Annotated in this window: 18 protein-coding genes; 9 read left to right on the top strand and 9 right to left on the bottom strand. The window is 67.1% G+C overall.

From position 1 onward, the window contains the following. Positions 1-23 precede the first annotated feature (23 nt). Positions 24-1,394: an amidase gene (locus KXC42_RS02500; protein WP_071936229.1), complete on the top strand. Its 1,371-nt coding sequence runs from the start codon at positions 24-26 to the stop codon at positions 1,392-1,394. Positions 1,395-1,459: 65 nt separating this feature from the next. On the opposite strand, the gene KXC42_RS02495 is transcribed toward KXC42_RS02500, so the two are convergent. Both KXC42_RS02495 and KXC42_RS02490 read right to left on the bottom strand, forming a co-directional pair. Further along, on the bottom strand, positions 1,460-1,954 hold the full coding sequence (locus tag KXC42_RS02495; RefSeq protein ID WP_019290153.1) for a DUF3830 family protein: 495 nt from the start codon (positions 1,952-1,954) through the stop codon (positions 1,460-1,462). A 22-nt stretch (positions 1,955-1,976) separates the two neighbouring features. Then, positions 1,977-3,218 carry an aspartate aminotransferase family protein gene (locus tag KXC42_RS02490; protein ID WP_064851569.1) on the bottom strand — a complete coding sequence of 414 codons (1,242 nt, stop codon included), beginning with the start codon at positions 3,216-3,218 and terminating at the stop codon, positions 1,977-1,979. Between the two features lie 181 nt (positions 3,219-3,399). On the opposite strand from KXC42_RS02490, the gene KXC42_RS02485 reads away from it, so the two are divergent. Beyond that, a complete protein-coding gene (locus tag KXC42_RS02485) occupies positions 3,400-4,365 on the top strand; it encodes a PRC-barrel domain-containing protein (protein ID WP_219129882.1) in 966 nt (321 codons plus the stop codon). Between the two features lie 90 nt (positions 4,366-4,455). Here the strand turns inward: KXC42_RS02485 and hsaB are convergent, their stop codons facing one another. Genes hsaB through hsaA form a run of 4 tightly spaced genes read right to left on the bottom strand, consistent with a single transcriptional unit; the run spans position 4,456 to position 8,002 of the window. Further along, on the bottom strand, positions 4,456-5,043 hold the full coding sequence (hsaB, locus tag KXC42_RS02480) for a 3-hydroxy-9,10-secoandrosta-1,3,5(10)-triene-9,17-dione monooxygenase reductase subunit (RefSeq protein ID WP_019290157.1): 588 nt from the start codon (positions 5,041-5,043) through the stop codon (positions 4,456-4,458). Next, positions 5,043-5,942, bottom strand: coding sequence for an iron-dependent extradiol dioxygenase HsaC (gene hsaC / locus KXC42_RS02475; protein WP_019290158.1), 900 nt, complete (start codon positions 5,940-5,942; stop codon positions 5,043-5,045). The genes hsaB and hsaC overlap by 1 nt, the downstream gene beginning before the upstream one ends. After that, positions 5,943-6,818 (bottom strand): 4,5:9,10-diseco-3-hydroxy-5,9,17-trioxoandrosta-1(10),2-diene-4-oate hydrolase, encoded by an 876-nt coding sequence (hsaD, locus tag KXC42_RS02470; RefSeq protein WP_006550449.1) that lies wholly within the window; start codon positions 6,816-6,818, stop codon positions 5,943-5,945. It abuts the gene before it with no gap. An 8-nt stretch (positions 6,819-6,826) separates the two neighbouring features. Continuing rightward, complete coding sequence (gene hsaA / locus KXC42_RS02465) at positions 6,827-8,002, bottom strand: 3-hydroxy-9,10-secoandrosta-1,3,5(10)-triene-9,17-dione monooxygenase oxygenase subunit (protein WP_006550450.1); 1,176 nt, start codon at positions 8,000-8,002, stop codon at positions 6,827-6,829. Positions 8,003-8,193: 191 nt separating this feature from the next. Here hsaA and KXC42_RS02460 point away from each other — a divergent pair, with 191 nt between their 5' ends. The 7 genes from KXC42_RS02460 to KXC42_RS02430 all read left to right on the top strand — a co-directional run bounded on the left by KXC42_RS02460 (position 8,194) and on the right by KXC42_RS02430 (position 16,064). Beyond that, positions 8,194-9,342 (top strand): Rieske 2Fe-2S domain-containing protein, encoded by a 1,149-nt coding sequence (locus KXC42_RS02460; protein WP_006550451.1) that lies wholly within the window; start codon positions 8,194-8,196, stop codon positions 9,340-9,342. A 2-nt stretch (positions 9,343-9,344) separates the two neighbouring features. Then, positions 9,345-9,707, top strand: coding sequence for a hypothetical protein (locus tag KXC42_RS02455; protein WP_033096911.1), 363 nt, complete (start codon positions 9,345-9,347; stop codon positions 9,705-9,707). A gap of 178 nt (positions 9,708-9,885) precedes the next feature. After that, positions 9,886-11,598 (top strand): 3-oxosteroid 1-dehydrogenase, encoded by a 1,713-nt coding sequence (kstD, locus tag KXC42_RS02450; protein WP_006550453.1) that lies wholly within the window; start codon positions 9,886-9,888, stop codon positions 11,596-11,598. Between the two features lie 40 nt (positions 11,599-11,638). Next, positions 11,639-12,499 (top strand): MaoC/PaaZ C-terminal domain-containing protein, encoded by an 861-nt coding sequence (locus KXC42_RS02445; protein WP_219129881.1) that lies wholly within the window; start codon positions 11,639-11,641, stop codon positions 12,497-12,499. A 34-nt stretch (positions 12,500-12,533) separates the two neighbouring features. Then, entirely contained in the window at positions 12,534-14,279 is a 1,746-nt protein-coding gene (locus KXC42_RS02440; protein WP_024102878.1) for a cholesterol oxidase substrate-binding domain-containing protein, read from the top strand. A gap of 61 nt (positions 14,280-14,340) precedes the next feature. After that, positions 14,341-15,399, top strand: coding sequence for a S9 family peptidase (locus KXC42_RS02435; protein WP_228044839.1), 1,059 nt, complete (start codon positions 14,341-14,343; stop codon positions 15,397-15,399). A gap of 50 nt (positions 15,400-15,449) precedes the next feature. Continuing rightward, positions 15,450-16,064 (top strand): flavodoxin family protein, encoded by a 615-nt coding sequence (locus tag KXC42_RS02430; protein ID WP_219129880.1) that lies wholly within the window; start codon positions 15,450-15,452, stop codon positions 16,062-16,064. Between the two features lie 27 nt (positions 16,065-16,091). Here KXC42_RS02430 and KXC42_RS02425 read toward each other — a convergent pair whose 3' ends face one another. The 3 genes from KXC42_RS02425 to KXC42_RS02415 form a co-directional block, all read right to left on the bottom strand. Beyond that, the gene (locus KXC42_RS02425) at positions 16,092-16,880 is read right to left on the bottom strand and encodes an ABC transporter permease (RefSeq protein ID WP_170318477.1); all 789 of its coding nucleotides are present in this window, start codon (positions 16,878-16,880) and stop codon (positions 16,092-16,094) included. A gap of 11 nt (positions 16,881-16,891) precedes the next feature. Beyond that, on the bottom strand, positions 16,892-17,869 hold the full coding sequence (locus KXC42_RS02420; protein ID WP_033096913.1) for a daunorubicin resistance protein DrrA family ABC transporter ATP-binding protein: 978 nt from the start codon (positions 17,867-17,869) through the stop codon (positions 16,892-16,894). A 94-nt stretch (positions 17,870-17,963) separates the two neighbouring features. Next, positions 17,964-18,800, bottom strand: a complete 837-nt coding sequence (locus KXC42_RS02415; protein WP_219129879.1) for a mycofactocin-coupled SDR family oxidoreductase — start codon at positions 18,798-18,800, stop codon at positions 17,964-17,966. Between the last annotated feature and the right edge of the window lie 8 nt (positions 18,801-18,808).

The raw sequence follows: 18,808 nt of genomic DNA, 5'->3' as shown, positions 1-18,808 counted from the left end.
TCGTCCGACGAGAAGGAGGCACGATGGAGCCCACAGACATGACCGCCGTCGAACTCGTGTCGGCGTTCTCCTCGGGCGAGTTGTCTCCCGTCGAGGTGACACGGGCCGTGCTCGATCGGATCGCGGCGCACGATCGCGAGATCAACTCGTTCTGCCTCGTCGACGAGGAGAAGGCCCTCGACCAGGCACGCCGCTCCGAGGAGCGGTGGCGGACCGGCTATTCGAAGGGTCTGCTCGACGGGGTCCCCATCTCGATCAAGGACGTCTTCCTCACCGACGGATGGCCGACCCTGCGGGGCTCGCAGGCCATCGACGAGAACCAGGACTGGAACGTCGACAGCCCGGTCGCGGCCCGGCTGCGCGAGGACGGAATGGTGCTGGTGGGCAAGACCACCACCCCGGAGATCGCGTGGAAGGCGGTGACCGATTCGGCCCTGTACGGGGTGACCACGAATCCCGTCGATACGACGAAGACCGCCGGTGGCTCGTCCGGTGGCAGCGCGGCGGCTGTCGCGGCCGGCTTCGGTCCGTGCTCCGTCGGCACCGACGGTGGGGGCAGTATCCGCATCCCCGCATCGTTCTGCGGCGTGGTGGGTTTCAAGCCCACTCACGGCCGGATCCCGATCTTCCCCGCCAGCCCGTTCGGGCCGCTCGCGCACGCCGGGCCGATCACCCGGACGGTCGAGGACGCGGCGCTGCTCACCGACATCCTCGCGCTGCCCGATCCCCGGGACCCGACGGCCCTTGCGCCGCCGCTGACGACCTTCCGCGGTGGCCTCAACCGCGAGGTGGTGGGGATGGACGTCGCCTATTCCAAGACCCTCGGCTACGTCGACGTGGACCCCGAGGTCGGTGAGATCGTCGACCGGGCGGTCCGCGTCCTCGACGAAGCCGGGCTGCGCGTGACCGCCGCCGATCCCGGTTTCCCCGATCCGCTCGATGCCTTCGAGAACCTTTGGGCGGCAGGCGCAGCGACGATGCTGAAGACCTTCCCCGAGGGCACGCGCGACAAGGTGGACCCCGGTCTCGGACGCGTGTGGTCCCACGGCGAACAACTCGGTGCCGTGGACTATCTCGAGGCCCGCGCGGTCGCGGCGGCGGTCGGCATCACGATGGGGATCTTCCACCAGAGGTACAACGTGCTGATCACCCCGACGATGCCGATCCCCGCCTTCGAGGCCGGCCACGACGTGCCTCCGGATTCGTCGCTGACCTCGTGGCCGCAGTGGACCCCGTTCACCTATCCCTTCAATCTCACGCAGCAGCCGGCCATCAGCATCCCTGTGGGCACCACCTCGGCGGGTCTGCCCGTGGGTCTGCAGATCGTCGGGCCGCGGCACTCGGACGACCTGCTGCTCGCTGTCGCGCGATTCGCCGAGTACGCGTTGAGCTGAAGAAAAGGTCTGCACGGGAACGGCACCGCACAGACTGTGCGGTGCCGTTCCCGTGCGGTGCCCGTCTATGCGCGTGCGAAGCTCAGCGTCTCCCCCACGACCCCCTGGATCCACAGGTCGTTGCACGCGACGGCGAGTTCGGGCAGGCCATCCTCGATCGTCGCGAAGACGTTGCCCGGCACCCAGCCCACATCGCCGTTGAGCAACAGATTGTTCCGGCCGTAGAACAACGCGAGATCGGTCGCTCCCTGCTGCGCATGGGCCTGCGAGCCGGGTTCGTAACCGTATGCGGGATTACCGATCTCCCACGGTTCGAAGTCGAACAGGCACACATCCCCCGGGATCGGTGTCACCGTCGGGTTCTCCCGGTGCGGTGCCGCGGTGATCCTCGGGACGAGGGTGTAGAGCTCGTTGCGGGCGTACTTGGCGTGGAACGCCGAACCGCTCTGCGGCAGGGCGTCCCACACCGCCGCGCAGGTGAGCGGCGCCTCGTCGTCGAGAAGCCGTGCTCTGCACGTGATGTCGCGCTTGTCGAGAGTGATCGTGATGTATCGGGCCACGCGGACTCCCTCGTTCGACGGATTATCGGACCTCGGCGAGGACCTCGGACCAGATCCCGAGCGCATCCTCGATCTGCCGGGTGGTGACGATCAGCGGCGGGATCATGCGCACCACGTTCATGTGCGCACCGCAGGTCAACAGCAGCAACCCCTTCTGCGCGGCGAGCTGCTGCGCTGCGGACGCCCGCTCCCGGTCGGGTGCTCCGTCGGTGGTGAACTCGAGGCCCACCATGAGGCCGAGGCCGCGCACGTCGCCGATGGCGTCGATCGTGTTCTCCCGTGCACCGGAGAGCAGTTCACGTCCACGTGCGGCGGCGTTGTCGACGAGCCCCTCCTTCTCGATCACGTCGAGAGTGGCCACGGCCGCCGCGCAGGAGACCGCATTAGCTCCGTACGTGCCGCCCTGCGATCCCGGACGGGCGCGCTCCATGAGTTCCTCGGAGGCGGCGATACCCGACAGCGGGAAACCGCTCGCGAGGCCCTTGGCGATGGTGATGATGTCGGGTCGCACGTCGAAGTGCTGATGCCCGAAGAACTTTCCGGTCCGCCCGAATCCGGTCTGGATCTCGTCGAAGACGAGCAGGATGCCGTGTTCGTCGGCCCGCTGCCGCAGTCCCTGGAAGAACCTGGTGTTGCCGGGGACGTAACCGCCCTCGCCCAGGACCGGTTCGACGACGAAGGCTGCGATCTCGTCCGGCGCCACGAGGGTCGCGAACAGGTAGTCCAGTTCCTGCAGGGCGAAATCGGTCGCTTCCTCCTCCGACCAGCCGTAGCGATAGGCCGTGGGGAAGGGAGCGACGTGTACACCGCCCATGAGCGGCGAGAACCCTGCGGAGAAACGGGTTCCGGAGGTGGTCATCGTGGCGGCGGCGACGGTACGGCCGTGGAAACCGCCGTGGAAGACGACGATTCCGGGTCGTCCTGTCGCCTGGCGGGCCAGACGCAGCGCCGCCTCGACTGCCTCGCTGCCCGAATTGGCGAAGAACAGCGAGTCGAGTCCTTCGGGGAGCACCGTGCCCAGGCGTTCGGTGAGTTCGAGCAGGGGCCGGTGCATCACGGTCGTGTACTGCCCGTGGATCAGCGAGCCGATCTGCCGGCGGGCGGCCTCGACGACGTGCGGGTGACAGTGGCCGGTACTCGTGACGCCGATGCCGGCGGTGAAGTCGAGATACCGACGTCCGTCGGTGCCGTGGATGTAGCACCCCTCGGCGTGGTCGACGGTGACGGGCGTTGCCTGCAGCAGGCGGGGTGAAAGACGGGTCATGACGATCCCTCCGAACAGCCGAGGGCGCGAACCCTCGTGCCGGTTGTCGGATTGTTGACAATATGGATAACACGCGGGGATGGTCGACGCAACGGCGAGCGGTGTAACGGCAGCGTTTCGTCACTCGCACCGGAGGGCATCCGCACAGCAGGAAGCCGCATCGCCCACGGATGAGGACATCATGATCAGCAACGACGACATCGACACCCTCGCTCGCGCCACCGCGTACGGGCCGGACGGTGACAAGCTCGGACGCGTCGGAGAGGTCTACCTGGACAACGACACGGGCCGACCCGCCTGGATCACCGTCGTCACGGGTCTGTTCGGAACGCGCCGGCACTTCGCCCCGATCGACGAAGCCGTGCTCGACAGCACCGGAGTGCGCCTGCCCTTCGACAAGGACACGATCACCGGCGCCCCGAACATCGACGAGAACGGTGAGCTGACCCCGCTCGAGGAGGACGAGCTGTACCGCTACTACCGCCGGTTCGGGGACACCCCTGCAGGGGGTGGATCAACCGGCGATCAGGGCGGATTCACGGACGATCGGGCCAGGTTCACCGACGACCGCAGCGGCCTCGGCGAGCGGAGCGCAGCCGGTGGTGGCCTCGTCGGTGGCGCGGCCGGCGGACCGGGAGGCACCGGGACGCCGCACACCGGCGAGACGTACGGCACCACCACATCGGCGGGAACCGGGCCCTCACCGACACCGCCCGACGTCGCGCGTGAGGAGATCGCCGGCAACTACCGGCCGAGCGAGGGCCAGCGGGACGAATCGCTCGAGCACTCGATGCCGGGGCATACCGCGTCGACGCCGTCCACACCGTCCGGGACCGCGGACTCGTCCACACCGTCCGGGACCGCGGACTCGGCGGCGGACACCGCCCGCCACGCAGCTCCCGGCAGCGACAGCGGCAGCGGCAGCGGCAGCGGCAGCGATCAGGAGATCGTCGGTCCGGGACCGACGGGGCCGGCGCACTTCACGCCGCCGCCGTCGGCCGACACGAGCACGGCCGATGCGAAGACGGACACGGCAGGCGGCGAGGACGCCGACCGGCCGCGCAAGCCGCGCCTGGTGCGCCGCGTCGTGACCACGGAGTACTACGAGGAGGAACCGGACGACGCGACCGGCGCCGACCGTTCCTGATCCACACACGAAGCCGGGACGACCACAATCGATGTGGTCGTCCCGGCTTCGTCGTGCGGTACCACGTGTCGCGCGGTACGGTCCTGCGATCTACAACCAGGTGTCCTCCGTGACAGAGGTGAGGAACGCTTCGAGGTCGTCGCGCCAGGGCGCCGGCGTCGTCTTCTCCGGTTCGATCCCGGTGTACTGCCCGCGGTAGAAGAGCAGCGGGCGTTCCTTCTCGTCGCGCACCTCGCTCAGCGACGACACGCGACCGAAGACCACCCAGTGGTCTCCCCCGTCGTGCACCGTCTCGACCGTGCAATCGATGTGCGCAAGCGATCCCGTCAGGACGGGTGAGCCCAACGGGGAGGGCGTCCAGTCGAGTCCGGCGAACTTGTCGGGTTCGCGAGAACCGAACCGCGCGCAGGTCTCCTGCTGTTCCTCGGCAAGGACGTTGACGCAGAAGCGGCCCGCTCGTTCGATGGCCGCCCACGACCGCGACTGCTTCGTGGGGCAGAACAACACCAGCGGCGGGTCGAGCGACAACGCTGCGAACGACTGGCACGCGAATCCTACAGGCGTTCCGTCGTCCTCGGTGGTGGTGATGACGGTGACGCCGGTGCAGAACTGCCCGAGCACGGTGCGGAAGGCCTGTGGGTCGATCGCACCGTTCTCTCCGGCCTCCGGCGCGGTCATTACTGCATTCCCACCGAGAAGTCGTGGCCCCACAGGCTCACGGCCGTGGATTCACGGGCGATCCAGTCGTCGTCCTCGACCTGCAGCCCCTCGCAACCGAATTCGACGTCGAATCCGCCGGGGGTCTTCATGTAGAAGGACAGCATCTTGTCGTTGACGTGGCGTCCGAGCGTCGCCGACATCTTGACCTTCTTCCGCAGTGCGCGGTCGAGGGCGAGACCGACGTCGTCGGAGTTCTCCACCTCGATCATCAGGTGCACGATGCCCGACGGGGTGGGCATGGGCAGGAAGGCGAGGCTGTGGTGGCGCGGGTTGCATCCGAAGAACCTCAGCCAGGCCGGTTTTCCGTCGGCGGGCCGGCCGACCATCTGCGGAGGCATCCGCATGGAGTCGCGCAGGCGGAAACCGAGCACGTCGCGGTAGAAGCGCAGCGATTCCTCGTCGTCGCGGGTCGAGAGCACCACGTGCCCGAGACCCTGCTCGCCGGTGACGAACTTGTGCCCGTACGGGCTGACGACGCGGCGGTGTTCGAGGGCGGCACCGTGGAACGCCTCGAGGGTGTTGCCCGACGGATCCTGGAAGACGATCAGTTCGTCGACGCGACGATCGGCGAGTTGCTCGGCGGTGCCCTCCTTGAACGGGACGCCTGCCGCGGAGAGACTGTCGCGAACCGACTGGAGATCGGCGGCGTTCGCGGTCTCCCAGCCCGAGACGAGCAGCGTGTCGGACTCGTGCGGCTCGATGACGAGCCGGGCCGGAAAGTCGTCCATCCGCAGGTACAACGCGTCGGCGTGGGTGCCCTTGCCCTCGATCATGCCGAGGACCTTGAGTCCGTACTCGCGCCAGGCCGGGACGTCGGTGGCGCCGATCCGGAGATATGCCAGCGACCGGATACTCATCTATTCGACTCCATCCGTGAGGAAATCCGCTGTCAGGCGGTTGAATTCGTCGAACTTCTCGAGCTGGGCCCAGTGGCCGCATCCACCGAACACGTGCAACTGTGCACGCGGGATCATCTTCAGTGCGACGAGTGCACCGTCGAGCGGGTTGACGCGGTCCTCGCGACCCCAGATCAGCAGTACCCGCTGACGGAGTTTGTAGGCGTCGCGCCAGAGCATCCCCTTCTCGAATTCGGCGCTGGAGAACGACTTCCCCATCGCCTTCGCCGCAGCGAGCGACTCGGGGGTGCTCGCCGACGCGAACCGCTCCTCGACGAGCTCGGGGGTGATCAGCGACTGGTCGAAGACCATGATCCGCAGGAACGCCTCGAGATTTTCGCGGGTGGGCTCGTACGAGAACCGGCCGAGATTCTTGACCCCCTCGGTGGGGTCGGGTGCGAACAGGTTGACGCTCAGCCCACCCGGCCCCATGAGGACGAGTCGCCCTGCGCGCTCGGGGTAGTCGAGCGCGAACCGCACGGCGGCACCACCACCGAGCGAGTTGCCGAGGAGGTGGACGCGGTCGGTGATCCCGAGCGTGTCGAGCAGGTCCTTCAGCGCGGACGCGCTGTGCACGAAGTACTGCGGATGCTCGGTCGGCTTGTCGGACCTGCCGTAGCCGGGCTGGTCGACGGCGAGCACGTGGAACCGTTGTGCCAGCACCGGAATGTTCCTGGCGAAGTTCGACCACGACGACGCGCCCGGGCCACCGCCGTGGAGCAGGACGATCGTGGTGTCGTTGCCGACACCGGCCTCGTGGTAGTGCAGGCGCAGGTCGTCGCGGACCTGCGCGAAACGGGAGGTCGACTCGTAGGTGATCTCGTCGATTGCGGTCACATCCACCCCTAGACCATCGTGTCGGTGATCGGCAGGCCGAATTCGGCGGCACCGAACATCACGTAGGCGCGTTCGGCGTCGTTGGCGGCGTGCACACGACCGGCGTGCGCGTCGCGCCAGAAACGCTGGATGGGTGTGCCGTCCGCGAGTGCGGTGGCACCCGAGTTCTCGAAGAGACGGTCGATCGACGTGATGGCACGGCCGGTCGCGCGGACCTGGTCGCGACGCGCCCGCAGCCGCAGTTCCATCGGAACCTCCTCGCCGGCGAGGAGGTGGGCGTACTCGTCGGCGACGTTGCCCGACAGCTGACGCCAGGCCGCGTCGATGTCGCTGGAGGCCTCGGCGATGCGCACCTTGGCGAACGGATCGTCCTTGGCCTTCTCGCCGGCGTACGCCGCACGGACACGCTTGCCCTGGTGTTCGACGTGCGCCTCGTACGCGCCGTAGGCCATGCCGACGATGGGCGTCGAGATGGTCGTGGGATGGATGGTGCCCCACGGCATCTTGTAGACGGGTGCGGTGTTGCGCTCGAGCCCGGGCGAGGCGAGGTCGTTCATGGCCTTGAAGCTGAGGAAGCGGTGGCGCGGGACGAAGACGTCCTTGACCTTGATCGTGTTGGATCCGGTGCCGCGCAGGCCGACCACGTGCCACACGTCGTCGATCTCGTACTCGGAACGAGGGATCAGGAAGCTGCCGAAGTCGACGGGGCGGCCGTCCTTGATGACCGGGCCACCGACGACGACCCAGCTCGCGTGGTCGCATCCGGACGACCAGGCCCACGCACCGTTGACCTTGTATCCGCCGTCGACGACCTCACCGGCACCCATGGGCGCGTAGGACGAGGAGATGCGGACGTCGGTGTCGTCGCCCCAGACCTCTTCCTGGGCCTGCTGGTCGAAGAGTGCGAGGTGCCAGTTGTGGACGCCGATGATGCCGGAGACCCATCCGGTCGAGCCGCACGCGCTCGCGATGTTGCGCACCGCGGTGAAGAAGGTGACGGGATCGGCCTCGTATCCACCCCACTGGGCCGGTTGCAGAAGTTTGAAGAAGCCGGCCTCCTGGAGTTCCTTGATCGAGTCGTCGGGCACCCGGCGCAGATTCTCGGCCTCCTGCGCACGTTCTCGCAGCGTGGGCAGCAGAGCGTCGATCCGCTGCAGTACCTCGTGGCTGTCGTGGTCACCCACTGGACGCTCCCGTCTGTTCAGGAATTGTTCGCTTGTACCGAGACTAGAACATGTTCTTATTCGTGTCGAGACGCGCCGCACCCGCAGGTAGACAATCTCTGTGGCGGGACCAAAGTCCCCGAACCCTTCCCCTCGGGACGCGAATTCTATAACGTGTTCTAGAAGAGATTTCCGGAGGGAAGTGAGCGGACATGGCACAGATTCGCGAGATCGACGTCGGAGAGGTCCGGACGCGTTTCGCGCGAGGCTGGCACTGCCTCGGCCTCAGTCGCACGTTCAAGGACGGCAAGCCTCACGCCGTCGAGGCCTTCGGCACGAAACTCGTGGTGTGGGCCGACAGCAACGGCGACGCGAAGGTGCTCGACGCGTACTGCCGCCACATGGGCGGCGACCTGTCACAGGGCGAGATCAAGGGCGATTCGGTTGCGTGCCCGTTCCACGACTGGCGCTGGGGCGGCAACGGCAAGTGCACGGACATCCCGTACGCCAAGCGTGTTCCCCCGCTGGCCCGCACCCGTTCGTGGATCACGATGGAGAAGCACGGCCAGCTGTTCGTGTGGAACGACCCCGAGGGCAACACCCCGCCTCCGGAGGTCACCATCCCCGAGATCGAGCAGTACGGCTCGGACGAGTGGACGGACTGGACCTGGAACCAGATCCGGATCGAAGGTTCCAACTGTCGCGAGATCATCGACAACGTCGTCGACATGGCGCACTTCTTCTACATCCACTACGCCTTCCCCACGTTCTTCAAGAACGTCTTCGAGGGGCACATCGCGGAGCAGTACCTCAACACCCGCGGCCGGCCGGACAAGGGTATGGCGACGCAGTACGGGCTGGAGTCGACGCTCGAGTCGTACGCGGCCTATTACGGCCCCTCCTACATGATCAATCCGCTGAAGAACAACTACGGTGGGTACCAGACCGAATCCGTGCTGATCAACTGCCACTACCCGATCACGCACGATTCGTTCATGCTGCAGTACGGCATCATCGTCAAGAAGCCGCAGGGCATGTCACCCGAGCAGTCCGACGTGCTGGCCGCCAAGCTCACCGAGGGTGTCGGCGAGGGCTTCCTGCAGGACGTCGAGATCTGGAAGAACAAGACAAAGATCGACAATCCCCTGCTGTGCGATGAGGACGGTCCGGTCTACCAGCTCCGCCGCTGGTACGAGCAGTTCTACGTCGACGTCGCCGACGTGACGGAGAAGATGACGGGCCGCTTCGAGTTCGAGGTCGACACCGCCAAGGCCAACGAGGCCTGGGAGAAGGAGGTCGCCGAGAATCTCGAGCGTAAGAAGCGCGAGGAAGAACAGGGCAAGCAGGAAGCGGAGGTGTGACGATGAGTGCCTCGACCCGGCGGAGCAGATGGGCGAAGTCCCCGGACTTCTCCCAGTGGCCCGAGCGGGCCGAGGCCGTCGCCGCCCAGACCGCGATCGACAAGATCAACTATCTGGATTCGGGTCAGCACGAGGTGCAGTGCCGCGAGTGCGGCACCTGCGTGCTGGTGCGCAAGAACAGCCTGTCGCACACGAGCGTGCAGTGGCAGGAGGATCCGGACACCGTGTGCCCGACCTTCCGCGAGACCGCCTCGCTCCGAGGCTCGTCCATCACACCGCGCGAAGGGTGTCCGCGGCTCCGGGAGAGCATCGACCGGGCCGTGCTCGACGGCACCCTTCCCGTACCGGACGGATCACCCACCTGACCGATTCCGACCCCGATCGACCCCGCGACGGCACCGTCCCTATCGGACGGTGCCGTCGCTCGTCGTCGGCCGGCGATATCGCGTTCCAGTGTCGGCGTCACCGCGTCTTCGCTTCACGTCCAGGGCTCTTCGCATTCGGGGATGGACTCGGCACCGCCATTTCTATAACGTGTTCTACATGACGAAGCAGGAGTACGACATCGTTGTCGTCGGCAGCGGTGCCGGCGGAATGACCGCCGCCATCACCGCAGCCCGCAAGGGCGCCGACGTGGTCCTGATCGAGAAGGCGTCGCGCTACGGCGGGTCGAGCGCCCGATCGGGCGGCGGTGTGTGGATTCCCAACAACGAGGCGCTGAAGTCCGCCGGGGTGGACGACACCCCCGAAGAAGCCCGGAAGTACCTCCACAGCATCATCGGCGACGGCGTACCTGCCGAGAAGATCGACACCTACATCGATCGCGGACCGGAGATGCTCTCCTTCGTCCTGAAGAACAGCGCCCTCGAACTGCAATGGGTACCGGGCTATTCCGACTACTACCCCGAGGCGCCGGGCGGACGTCCCAGTGGCCGTTCGGTCGAACCGACGCCCTTCGACGGCCGCCGTCTCGGCGAGGATCTCGCTCTCCTCGAACCCGACTACGCCCGAGCTCCCAAGAACTTCGTCATCACCCAGGCCGACTACAAGTGGCTGAACCTGCTCATGCGGAATCCGCGCGGACCGGTTCGCGCCATGCGGGTCGGCGCTCGGTTCGTCTGGGCGAACATCACCAAGAAGCACCTGCTCGTCCGAGGCCAGGCGCTCATGGCCGGGCTGCGGATCGGTCTGCGCGACGCCGGTGTGCCCCTGCTACTGGAGACGGCGCTCACCGACCTCGTCGTCGAGGACGGGGTCGTGCGCGGCGTCGAGGTGGTCGCGAACGGCGAGAAGTGCGTCATCCGTGCCCGCAAGGGCGTGATCCTCGCAAGCGGCGGTTTCGAGCACAACGCCGAGATGCGGGCGCAGTACCAGCGTCAGCCGATCGGCACCGAGTGGACCGTGGGCGCGAAGGCGAACACCGGAGACGGCATCCGCGCCGGACAGAAGCTGGGCGCCGCAGTCGATTTCATGGACGATGCCTGGTGGGGACCGTCCTTCACTCTCACCGGCGGCCCGTGGTTCGCACTGTCGGAACGCAGCCTCCCCGGGTGCCTCATGGTCAACGCCGCAGGCAAGCGTTTCGTCAACGAGTCGGCGCCCTACGTCGAAGCGACGCATGCGATGTACGGCGGCAAGCACGGCCGCGGCGAGGGACCGGGCGAGAACATCCCCAGCTGGCTGATCCTCGATCAGCGCTACCGCGACCGCTACACCTTCGCCGGCATCACCCCCCGCACTCCCTTCCCCCGCCGGTGGCTCGAGGCCGGGGTGCTCGTCAAGGCCGGTTCCGTCGCCGAACTCGCCGAGAAGATCGGGGTACCGGCCGACGCCCTCACCGAGACGGTGCAGCGGTTCAACGGCTTCGCCCGGGCCGGCAAGGACGAGGACTTCGGCCGCGGCGAATCCCACTACGACCACTACTACGGGGATCCGCGCAACAAGCCGAATCCGAGCCTCGGCGTGGTCGACAAGGCCCCGTTCTACGCGTTCAAGGTGGTCCCCGGCGATCTCGGCACCAAGGGCGGGCTCGTCACCGATGTCCATGGCCGGGTGGTGCGCGAGGACGGCAGCGTGATCGACGGCCTGTACGCGACCGGTAACGCCAGCTCCCCGGTCATGGGTCACACCTACGCCGGGCCCGGCGCCACCATCGGACCGGCGATGACCTTCGGCTATCTCGCGGCCCTGGACATCCTGGACCGCACGCGTGACGAACGTGCCGAAGAGCTGCGAGAATCCGCCGACACCGTGTGACCCGATCGACTCGCGTTCGAGCCGTAGAAAGGAAGTACCCGTGCCCATCGATCCCTCGGTTGCCGTCGGAGCCGAACTGCCCGCTCAGGAGCTCGAGTGGAGCAGCACCGATGTCCAGCTCTACAACCTCGGCATCGGTGCCGGGTCCCATCCCACCGACGCGGGTGAACTGCGTTACCTCCGGGACAGGGGTCCCCAGGTACTCCCCACCTTCGCGACCGTCGCCGCGACCTTCCACCAGGTCGAGCCGCCGAAGGTCTCGTTCCCCGGGATCGAGATCGATCTCGCCAAGGTCGTCCACGGCAGCCAGGAGGTGACCGTGCACGCGCCCATCCCCGCTTCGGGCAAGGGCCGCACGGTCACCCGCATCGCCGAGGTGTGGGACAAGGGCAAGGCCGCGGTCGTCGTGCAGGAATCGGTGACCGAGGATCTCGACGGCAATCCCCTGTGGACCGCGCGGTCGTCGATCTTCGCCCGCGGTGAGGGTGGTTTCGGCGGCGAGCGCGGCCCGTCGGAGTCGGTGGAGTATCCCGATCGTGAACCGGACGCCGAGTTCGACGTGCCGACCCTTCCACAGCAGGCGCTGCTCTACCGCCTGTGCGGCGACCGCAATCCCCTCCACTCCGATCCCGAGTTCGCATCCGCGGCGGGCTTCCCGGCACCGATTCTGCACGGGCTGTGCACCTACGGCATCGTGTGCAAGGCGGTGACCGACGGTCTGCTCGACGCCGACGCATCGCGCGTGAAGGGATTCCGCGCCCGGTTCGCCGGTGTGGTCTTCCCCGGCGAGACCCTCCGGGTGCGCGTGTGGAACGACGGCGACCGCAAACTCGTGACCGTCTCCGTCATCGAACGCGATCTCGCCCCTGCCCTGGCCGACGTGGTACTCACCGTGGCGTGATCGCCACGCCCTCCCGAAAGAGCGACATTCGAACATGACACTTCGTGATTCGTCGCCGCGCCTGTCGCGGCGCGGTTTCCTCGCGGCCGGCGCCGGTGCGTTGGCGGTCTCCGCCCTCGGTGGATGGACCCCGGTACATGCCGTCCCCTCCGGGTCCGCGGCCTCGACGCTCCCCACTCCCCCGGTGTTCCCCGACGGCATCGATCTCTACCAGCAGGCGTACCAGAACTGGTCCAAGGAGATCATGCTGGACGCCATCTGGACCTGCGCGCCTCGCACCCCCGACGACGTGGTGCGCCTGGTGAACTGGGCGCACGAGAACGGATACACCATCCGTCCGCGCGGGGCCATGCACGGCTGGACACCGCTGACGATCGTCAACGGCGCACCCGTCGACCGGGTGATCCTCGCCGACACCATGCTCCATCTCGACTGGGTCCAGGTGAACCCCGGAGGCTCCCCCGCGACCGTCACGGCAGGTCCCGGCGCGACGCTCGACGTCATCACCACTGCATTGCAGGACCACGGTCTCGGACTCGCGAATCTTCCTGCGCCCGGCGTGTTGTCGATCGCCGGGGCGCTCGCCGTCAACGCGCACGGCGCCGCCCTGCCCGCCAACGGTGAATCCACCCTCCCCGGTCACACCTTCGGGTCGCTGAGCAATCTCGTGACCGAACTGACCGCCGTCGTGTGGGACGGCAGCGCCTACGCACTGCGTACCTTCACCCGCGCCGATCCCGAGATCACCCCGCTGCTCACGCATCTCGGCCGGACGTTCATCACGTCCGTCACGTTGCAGGCCGGACCGAACTATCGCATGCGCTGCCAGTCCTTCACCGACATCACCTGGCAGGAACTGTTCTCCCCCGCCGGTTCGCCGGGTCGGACCTTCGAGTCGTTCGTCGATTCGGCGGGGCGGGCCGAGGCGATCTGGTATCCGTTCACGGAACGTCCGTGGATGAAGGTGTGGTCGCTCGCACCGGAGAAGCCGGCCACCTCGCGGGAGGTCACCGGGCCGTACAACTACCCGTTCTCCGACAACGTGCCCGAACCGATCACCGACCTGCTGGGGCACATCACGGCCGGGAACACTTCGATCGCACCGGCTTTCGGTCAGACCTATTACGGCGTGACCGTGGCCGGTCTCGCAGCGACGGGATCGTCCGACATCTGGGGCTGGTCGAAGGATCTGCAGTTCTACATCAAGGCGACCACCCTGCGACTGACCGAGGGTGGCGGTGCGGTGCTCACGAACCGCGCCAACATCGCCAACGTGATCCACGACTTCGCGCACTGGTTCTCCGAGCGCATCGAGCACTACCGCAGCCTGGGACAGTTCCCTCTCAACGGTCCGGTCGAAATCCGGTGCTGCGGACTGGATCGGCCGGAGGACGTCCTCGTCCCATCGGCGGGACCGCCGACGATCGCGTCGACCCGCCCGCGTCCCGACCACCCGGAATGGGACACCGCCATCTGGCTCAACGTTCTCGGTGTCCCGGGAACTCCCGGCATGTTCGCCTTCTACCGGGAGATGGAGCAGTGGATGCGGCAGCGGTACAACGGAAGCGACTCGACCTTCCGGCCGGAATGGTCGAAGGGCTGGGCGTTCGGTCCCGACCTGCCGTACACCGACGAGCAGATCCTGACGCAGGGCCTGCCCGACACCTACCGGGAAGGTGTTCCCTCGGACGAGAACTGGGATTCGGCTCGCGCGGTCTACAACCGTCTCGATCCGCATCGGGTCTTCAGCAACACCTTCATCGACACCCTGCTCCCCTGATCTCCCACGGGCGTCCTCGCTCACCACGGGCACAGCGCAGTCCTTTGCTAGGGTTCGCACCATGCGGAACGTGCGAAGGTGGATCGGTGCTGCTGCTGTGCCCGTGCTGGTTCTCGCGGGAGGTGTGACACTCGCGGGAACCGCGGTGGCCCTTCCCGACACGGGTTCGGTCGCCGTGTCGAACGGCACCGACGCCCCGGTGACCTTCGAGGCCGACGGCACCACCTTCCACGGCAGCCTCCGCAACCCGGACGGAGCCGCGGTGGCCGCCGCACTGCTGCTCCCGGGCAGCGGCACCACCGATCGCAACGGCAACCAGCCCGGCTGGGCGGCCGACACCCTGGTGCGCACCGCGGACGCACTCGCCGCCCACGGCATCGCGAGCCTGCGCTTCGACAAGATCGGGGCCGGTGAGACGGGCCTCGGGTCCTACACGGTCGAGACCATCGGCGAGTACGGCTTCACCGAGCAGGTCGACCACGCCGAAGCCGCGGTGCGTCTGCTCGCTGAACACACCGGAGTCTCCCCCGAGGAGATCCTCGTCCTCGGACACAGCGAGGGTGCACTGACCGCGCTCGCACTCGCCGATCGCGGTATCGGAAGCGGCTTCGCACTTCTCGCTCCGCTGCCGATGCGCTACCTGGACCTGCTGACCGCCCAGCTGAATGCCGTGGTGGATTCCGGACAGCTCGGCCCCGACGGCGAGGCGGTCCGGGCCGACCTGCCGCGTGCCGTCGAGTCGCTGCGGACGACCGGGGCCTTCCCCACCGATCTGCACCCGATCCTCGCGCAGTTCGGCATGAACCCCGCGAACGCGAAGTTCCTCTTCGAGTCCGACCAGCTCGACCCGGTTGAGCTCGCCGCGGAGCTGGCGGCCGACACCCCGGTGCTGCTCACCTGTTCCGACAAGGACCTGAACATCAACTGCGCGCAGGTCGAGCCGCTGCGAAACGCCCTCGCCCACACCGACCTGCAGTTCGAGCACTTCACCACCGCCAACCACAGTCTCGAGGAACTCGGCCCGCTGCAGCCCGGCCCGGCCGACCAGGTGGCGCTGCTGCCCACCTCGTTCGAGTTCTCGGCGGCGATCGACAGTTGGGCGGCCGCACGCGGTCGCTGACTGTCGTGTTGTAGGTGATTGTCGTGGTGTAACTCGGGTATCCCGGGCACATGACAGCACTGCACGCCGTGGCCCTGAACTGCACGCTCAAGCCGTCCCCCGCCGAGTCCAGCACCGACAAGATGGTGGCGCACGTGTTCGACGCACTGTCGAAGCACGACGTCAGCGTCGAAACCGTCCGGGTCGTCGACTTCGACGTCAAGCCCGGTGTCGAAGCCGACATGGGCGATGGGGATCAATGGCCGGAGATCGTCGAGCGCATCGTCTCGGCCGACATCCTGCTCGTCGCCACACCGACCTGGGTGGGACACATGTCGAGCGTCGCCCAGCGCGTCCTCGAGCGGCTCGATGCCGAACTGTCGAACACCGACGACGAGAACCGTCCACGCATGGTGGGCAAGGTCGGGATCGCCGCAGTCGTCGGCAACGAGGACGGCGCGCACAAGATCGTCGCCGACCTGTTCCAGAGCCTCAACGACATCGGTTTCTCGATCCCTGCGCAGGGCTCGACCTACTGGAACGGCGAGGCGATGTCGGGCACCGACTTCAAGGATCTCGACGAGATCCCCGACGCGGTGCGCTCGACCACCGAATCCGTCGCCCGCAACGCCGTGCACCTGGCGACGCTGTTGCGTCAGCGCCAGTACGCGCCCTACCCGGGATGAACCCACCCGCCGGCCGGACGCCGACGGTCAGCGACTGACGGCCTTCTGGTACCTGCGGATCGCGAACGGCACGAACACGATCAGCATCAACGCTGTCCACATCAGCGACGCGAGGACCGGATTCTGCAGGGGCCACACGTCGGGGGGCGGCACCATGGGATTGGTGTTGCCGAACAGTTCGCGGACCGCCTGCGTGACGGCCGAGATGGGATTCCATTCGGCGATGACGCGCAGCACCGTCGGCATCGACGACGGGTCGACGAACGTGTTGGCGATGAACGACAGCGGGAAGATCACCATGAAGCTCGCGTTGTTGAAGACCTCGGGTGTGCGGATCCACATGCCGATCACGGCCATCACCCACGACAGGGCGTAGGCGAACAACAACAGCAACAGGTAGCCGGCGAGCGCCTCACCGACCGAGGTGTTGATCCGCCACCCCACGAGAAGACCGGTCAACGACATCACCACGAGGCTGAGCACATTGATCAGCACGTCGGTGCTGGTGCGTCCGATGAGCACCGCGGACGGGGCCATCGGCAGCGACCGGAACCGGTCGATGATGCCCTTCTGCAGGTCTTCGACCATCCCGAGGCCCGTCCAGGTGGATCCGAAGATGACCGTCTGGGTGAAGATGCCTGCGATGAGGAACTCCCGGTACGAGACGCCGGGAACGTCGATCGCGCTGCCGAAGACGTATGCGAAGAGCAGCACGAACATGATCGGCGACAGCGTCGTGAAGACCAGCAGATCCGGCACACGCTTGATCTTGATCATGTTGCGCTTGGCAATGGTCAGGCCGTCGGATGCGACCATCTCGAGTGTGTTCACGACACCGCCTCCTCGACCTTCTCGTCCGTGCCGCGACCGGTGAGCGTGAGGAACACGTCGTCGAGGGTCGGTTTCCGCAGTGCGACGTCGGAGACCCGGATGCCCGCGGCCGACAGCTTCCCGAGCGCCATCACGAGCCCGTCGGTTCCGCCGCCCGAGTCGCCGCTGACCGGCACGGTGATGCGGCCGGTACTGCGCTCGACCCTGACCTCCCCGGACGCCACCGATTCGAGCTCGCGAACCGCGCGGTCGCGCTGATCGGTGTCGGTCACGGCGAGTTCGATGCGTTCGCCACCGACGCGGCTCTTGAGCTCGTCGGCCGTGCCGCGGGCGATGACCGTGCCCCGATCGATCACGACGATGTCGTCGGCGAGGCGTTCGGCCTCGTCCATGTACTGCGTCGTCAGCAGCAGCGTCGTGCCGCGTTGCACGAGGGTGTCGATGACGTCCCACAACCCGAGGCGGGCCCGCGGATCGAGACCCGTCGTGGGTTCGTCGAGGAACAGCACCGGAGGATCGGCGACGAGCGCACCGGCGAGGTCGAGGCGGCGTCGCATACCGCCCGAATAACCCTTGACCGGGCGATCGCCCGCTTCTTCGAGATCGAACTGTTCGAGCAACTCGCGTGCCCGGAGGCGACTGCGTTTGGCGCCGAGGTGGTACAGCCGGCCGACCATCTCGAGGTTCTCGAAGCCTGTGAGATATTCGTCGACCGCCGCGTACTGCCCCGATGCTCCGATCCTGGAGCGGAGCTTTCGCGCCTCGGTGAGGACGTCGTATCCCGCCACTTCGGCGCGACCGGCATCGGGGACGAGCAGTGTCGTCAACACCCGCACCGTGGTGGTCTTTCCGGCCCCATTGGGCCCGAGCAGCGCGGTGACCGTCCCCTCCGGCACTCGCAGATCTACCCCGTCGAGCGCTCTGAGCTGCCCGTATGTCTTGATCAGTCCTTCTGCAACTATGGCGTCGGCCATCAGTTTCTCCCCTGACTGTGGTGGTGAGCACAGTGTGCACGAAGAGACCGACACGGTTCGACGGGTTTTCTCATCGCTCCGCCGGGAGGATCGCTCAGCCCGTCACCCGGGCGGCGTTGCCGGCGTCGATCGGCAGCACGGTGCCGGAGATGTGTGCGGACGCCTCGTCGGCGAAGAACAGAACCGCACGGGTGACCTCGGCCGGGTCGAGCCACGGCACCGGTTGTGCGTGCAGGGAGGTGAACACCGGAGCGACATCGTCGGCGGTCGGATGTTCGAGGTCGGGCCGCAGCATCCCGTAGAGCGCGTCGTTGTGGATCATCGGCGTGGAGATGTTGCCCGGGGCGACGGCGTTGACGGTGATGCCGTTCTGCGCGAGGTCCAGGGCGGCGCTCTTCGTCAGGCCGATCACGCCCCACTTCGACGCCGCATACGCGGCCATGTTGGTGTTGCCCGCTCGGCCGAGCATCGACGACACCGTGACGATACGACCGTAGCCGCGTTCGATCATCCCCGGCGTGACCGCGGCGACGGTGTTGAACACCCCGGTGAGATTGGACGCGATCGCTTCGTCCCACATCTCCTGCGGCATGCGGTACACCGGTGCCGCGACCGACACCCCGGCATTGGCGACCGCGATGTCGACCCGCCCGAGTTCGGCATGGGCACGAGCCACCAGCGCGTCCATCGCCGGACGGTCGGCGGTGTCGAGTGTCGCAGAGACGGCGCGGCGACCGGTCGCCTCGACGAGTTGCACCGTCTCCGCGAGGTCCTCCTCGGTCGCCAGCGGATATCCCACCACCGGTGAGTCGGAACACCGGTCGCAGACGACCACGTCGGCGCCTGCCTCGGCGAATGCGACGGCGTGCGAGCGTCCTTGGCCCCGCGCCGCTCCCGTCACGAATGCGACCTTGCCCTCGAAACCCATCATGACGTCCT

Origin of the sequence: Rhodococcus sp. LW-XY12 (assembly GCF_019317345.1) — a bacterium.
GTDB classification, from domain to species: Bacteria; Actinomycetota; Actinomycetes; order Mycobacteriales; family Mycobacteriaceae; genus Rhodococcus; species Rhodococcus pyridinivorans.
Note: the sequence above shows the minus strand (reverse complement) of the source record. Positions and strands in the feature narration are given on the sequence as shown.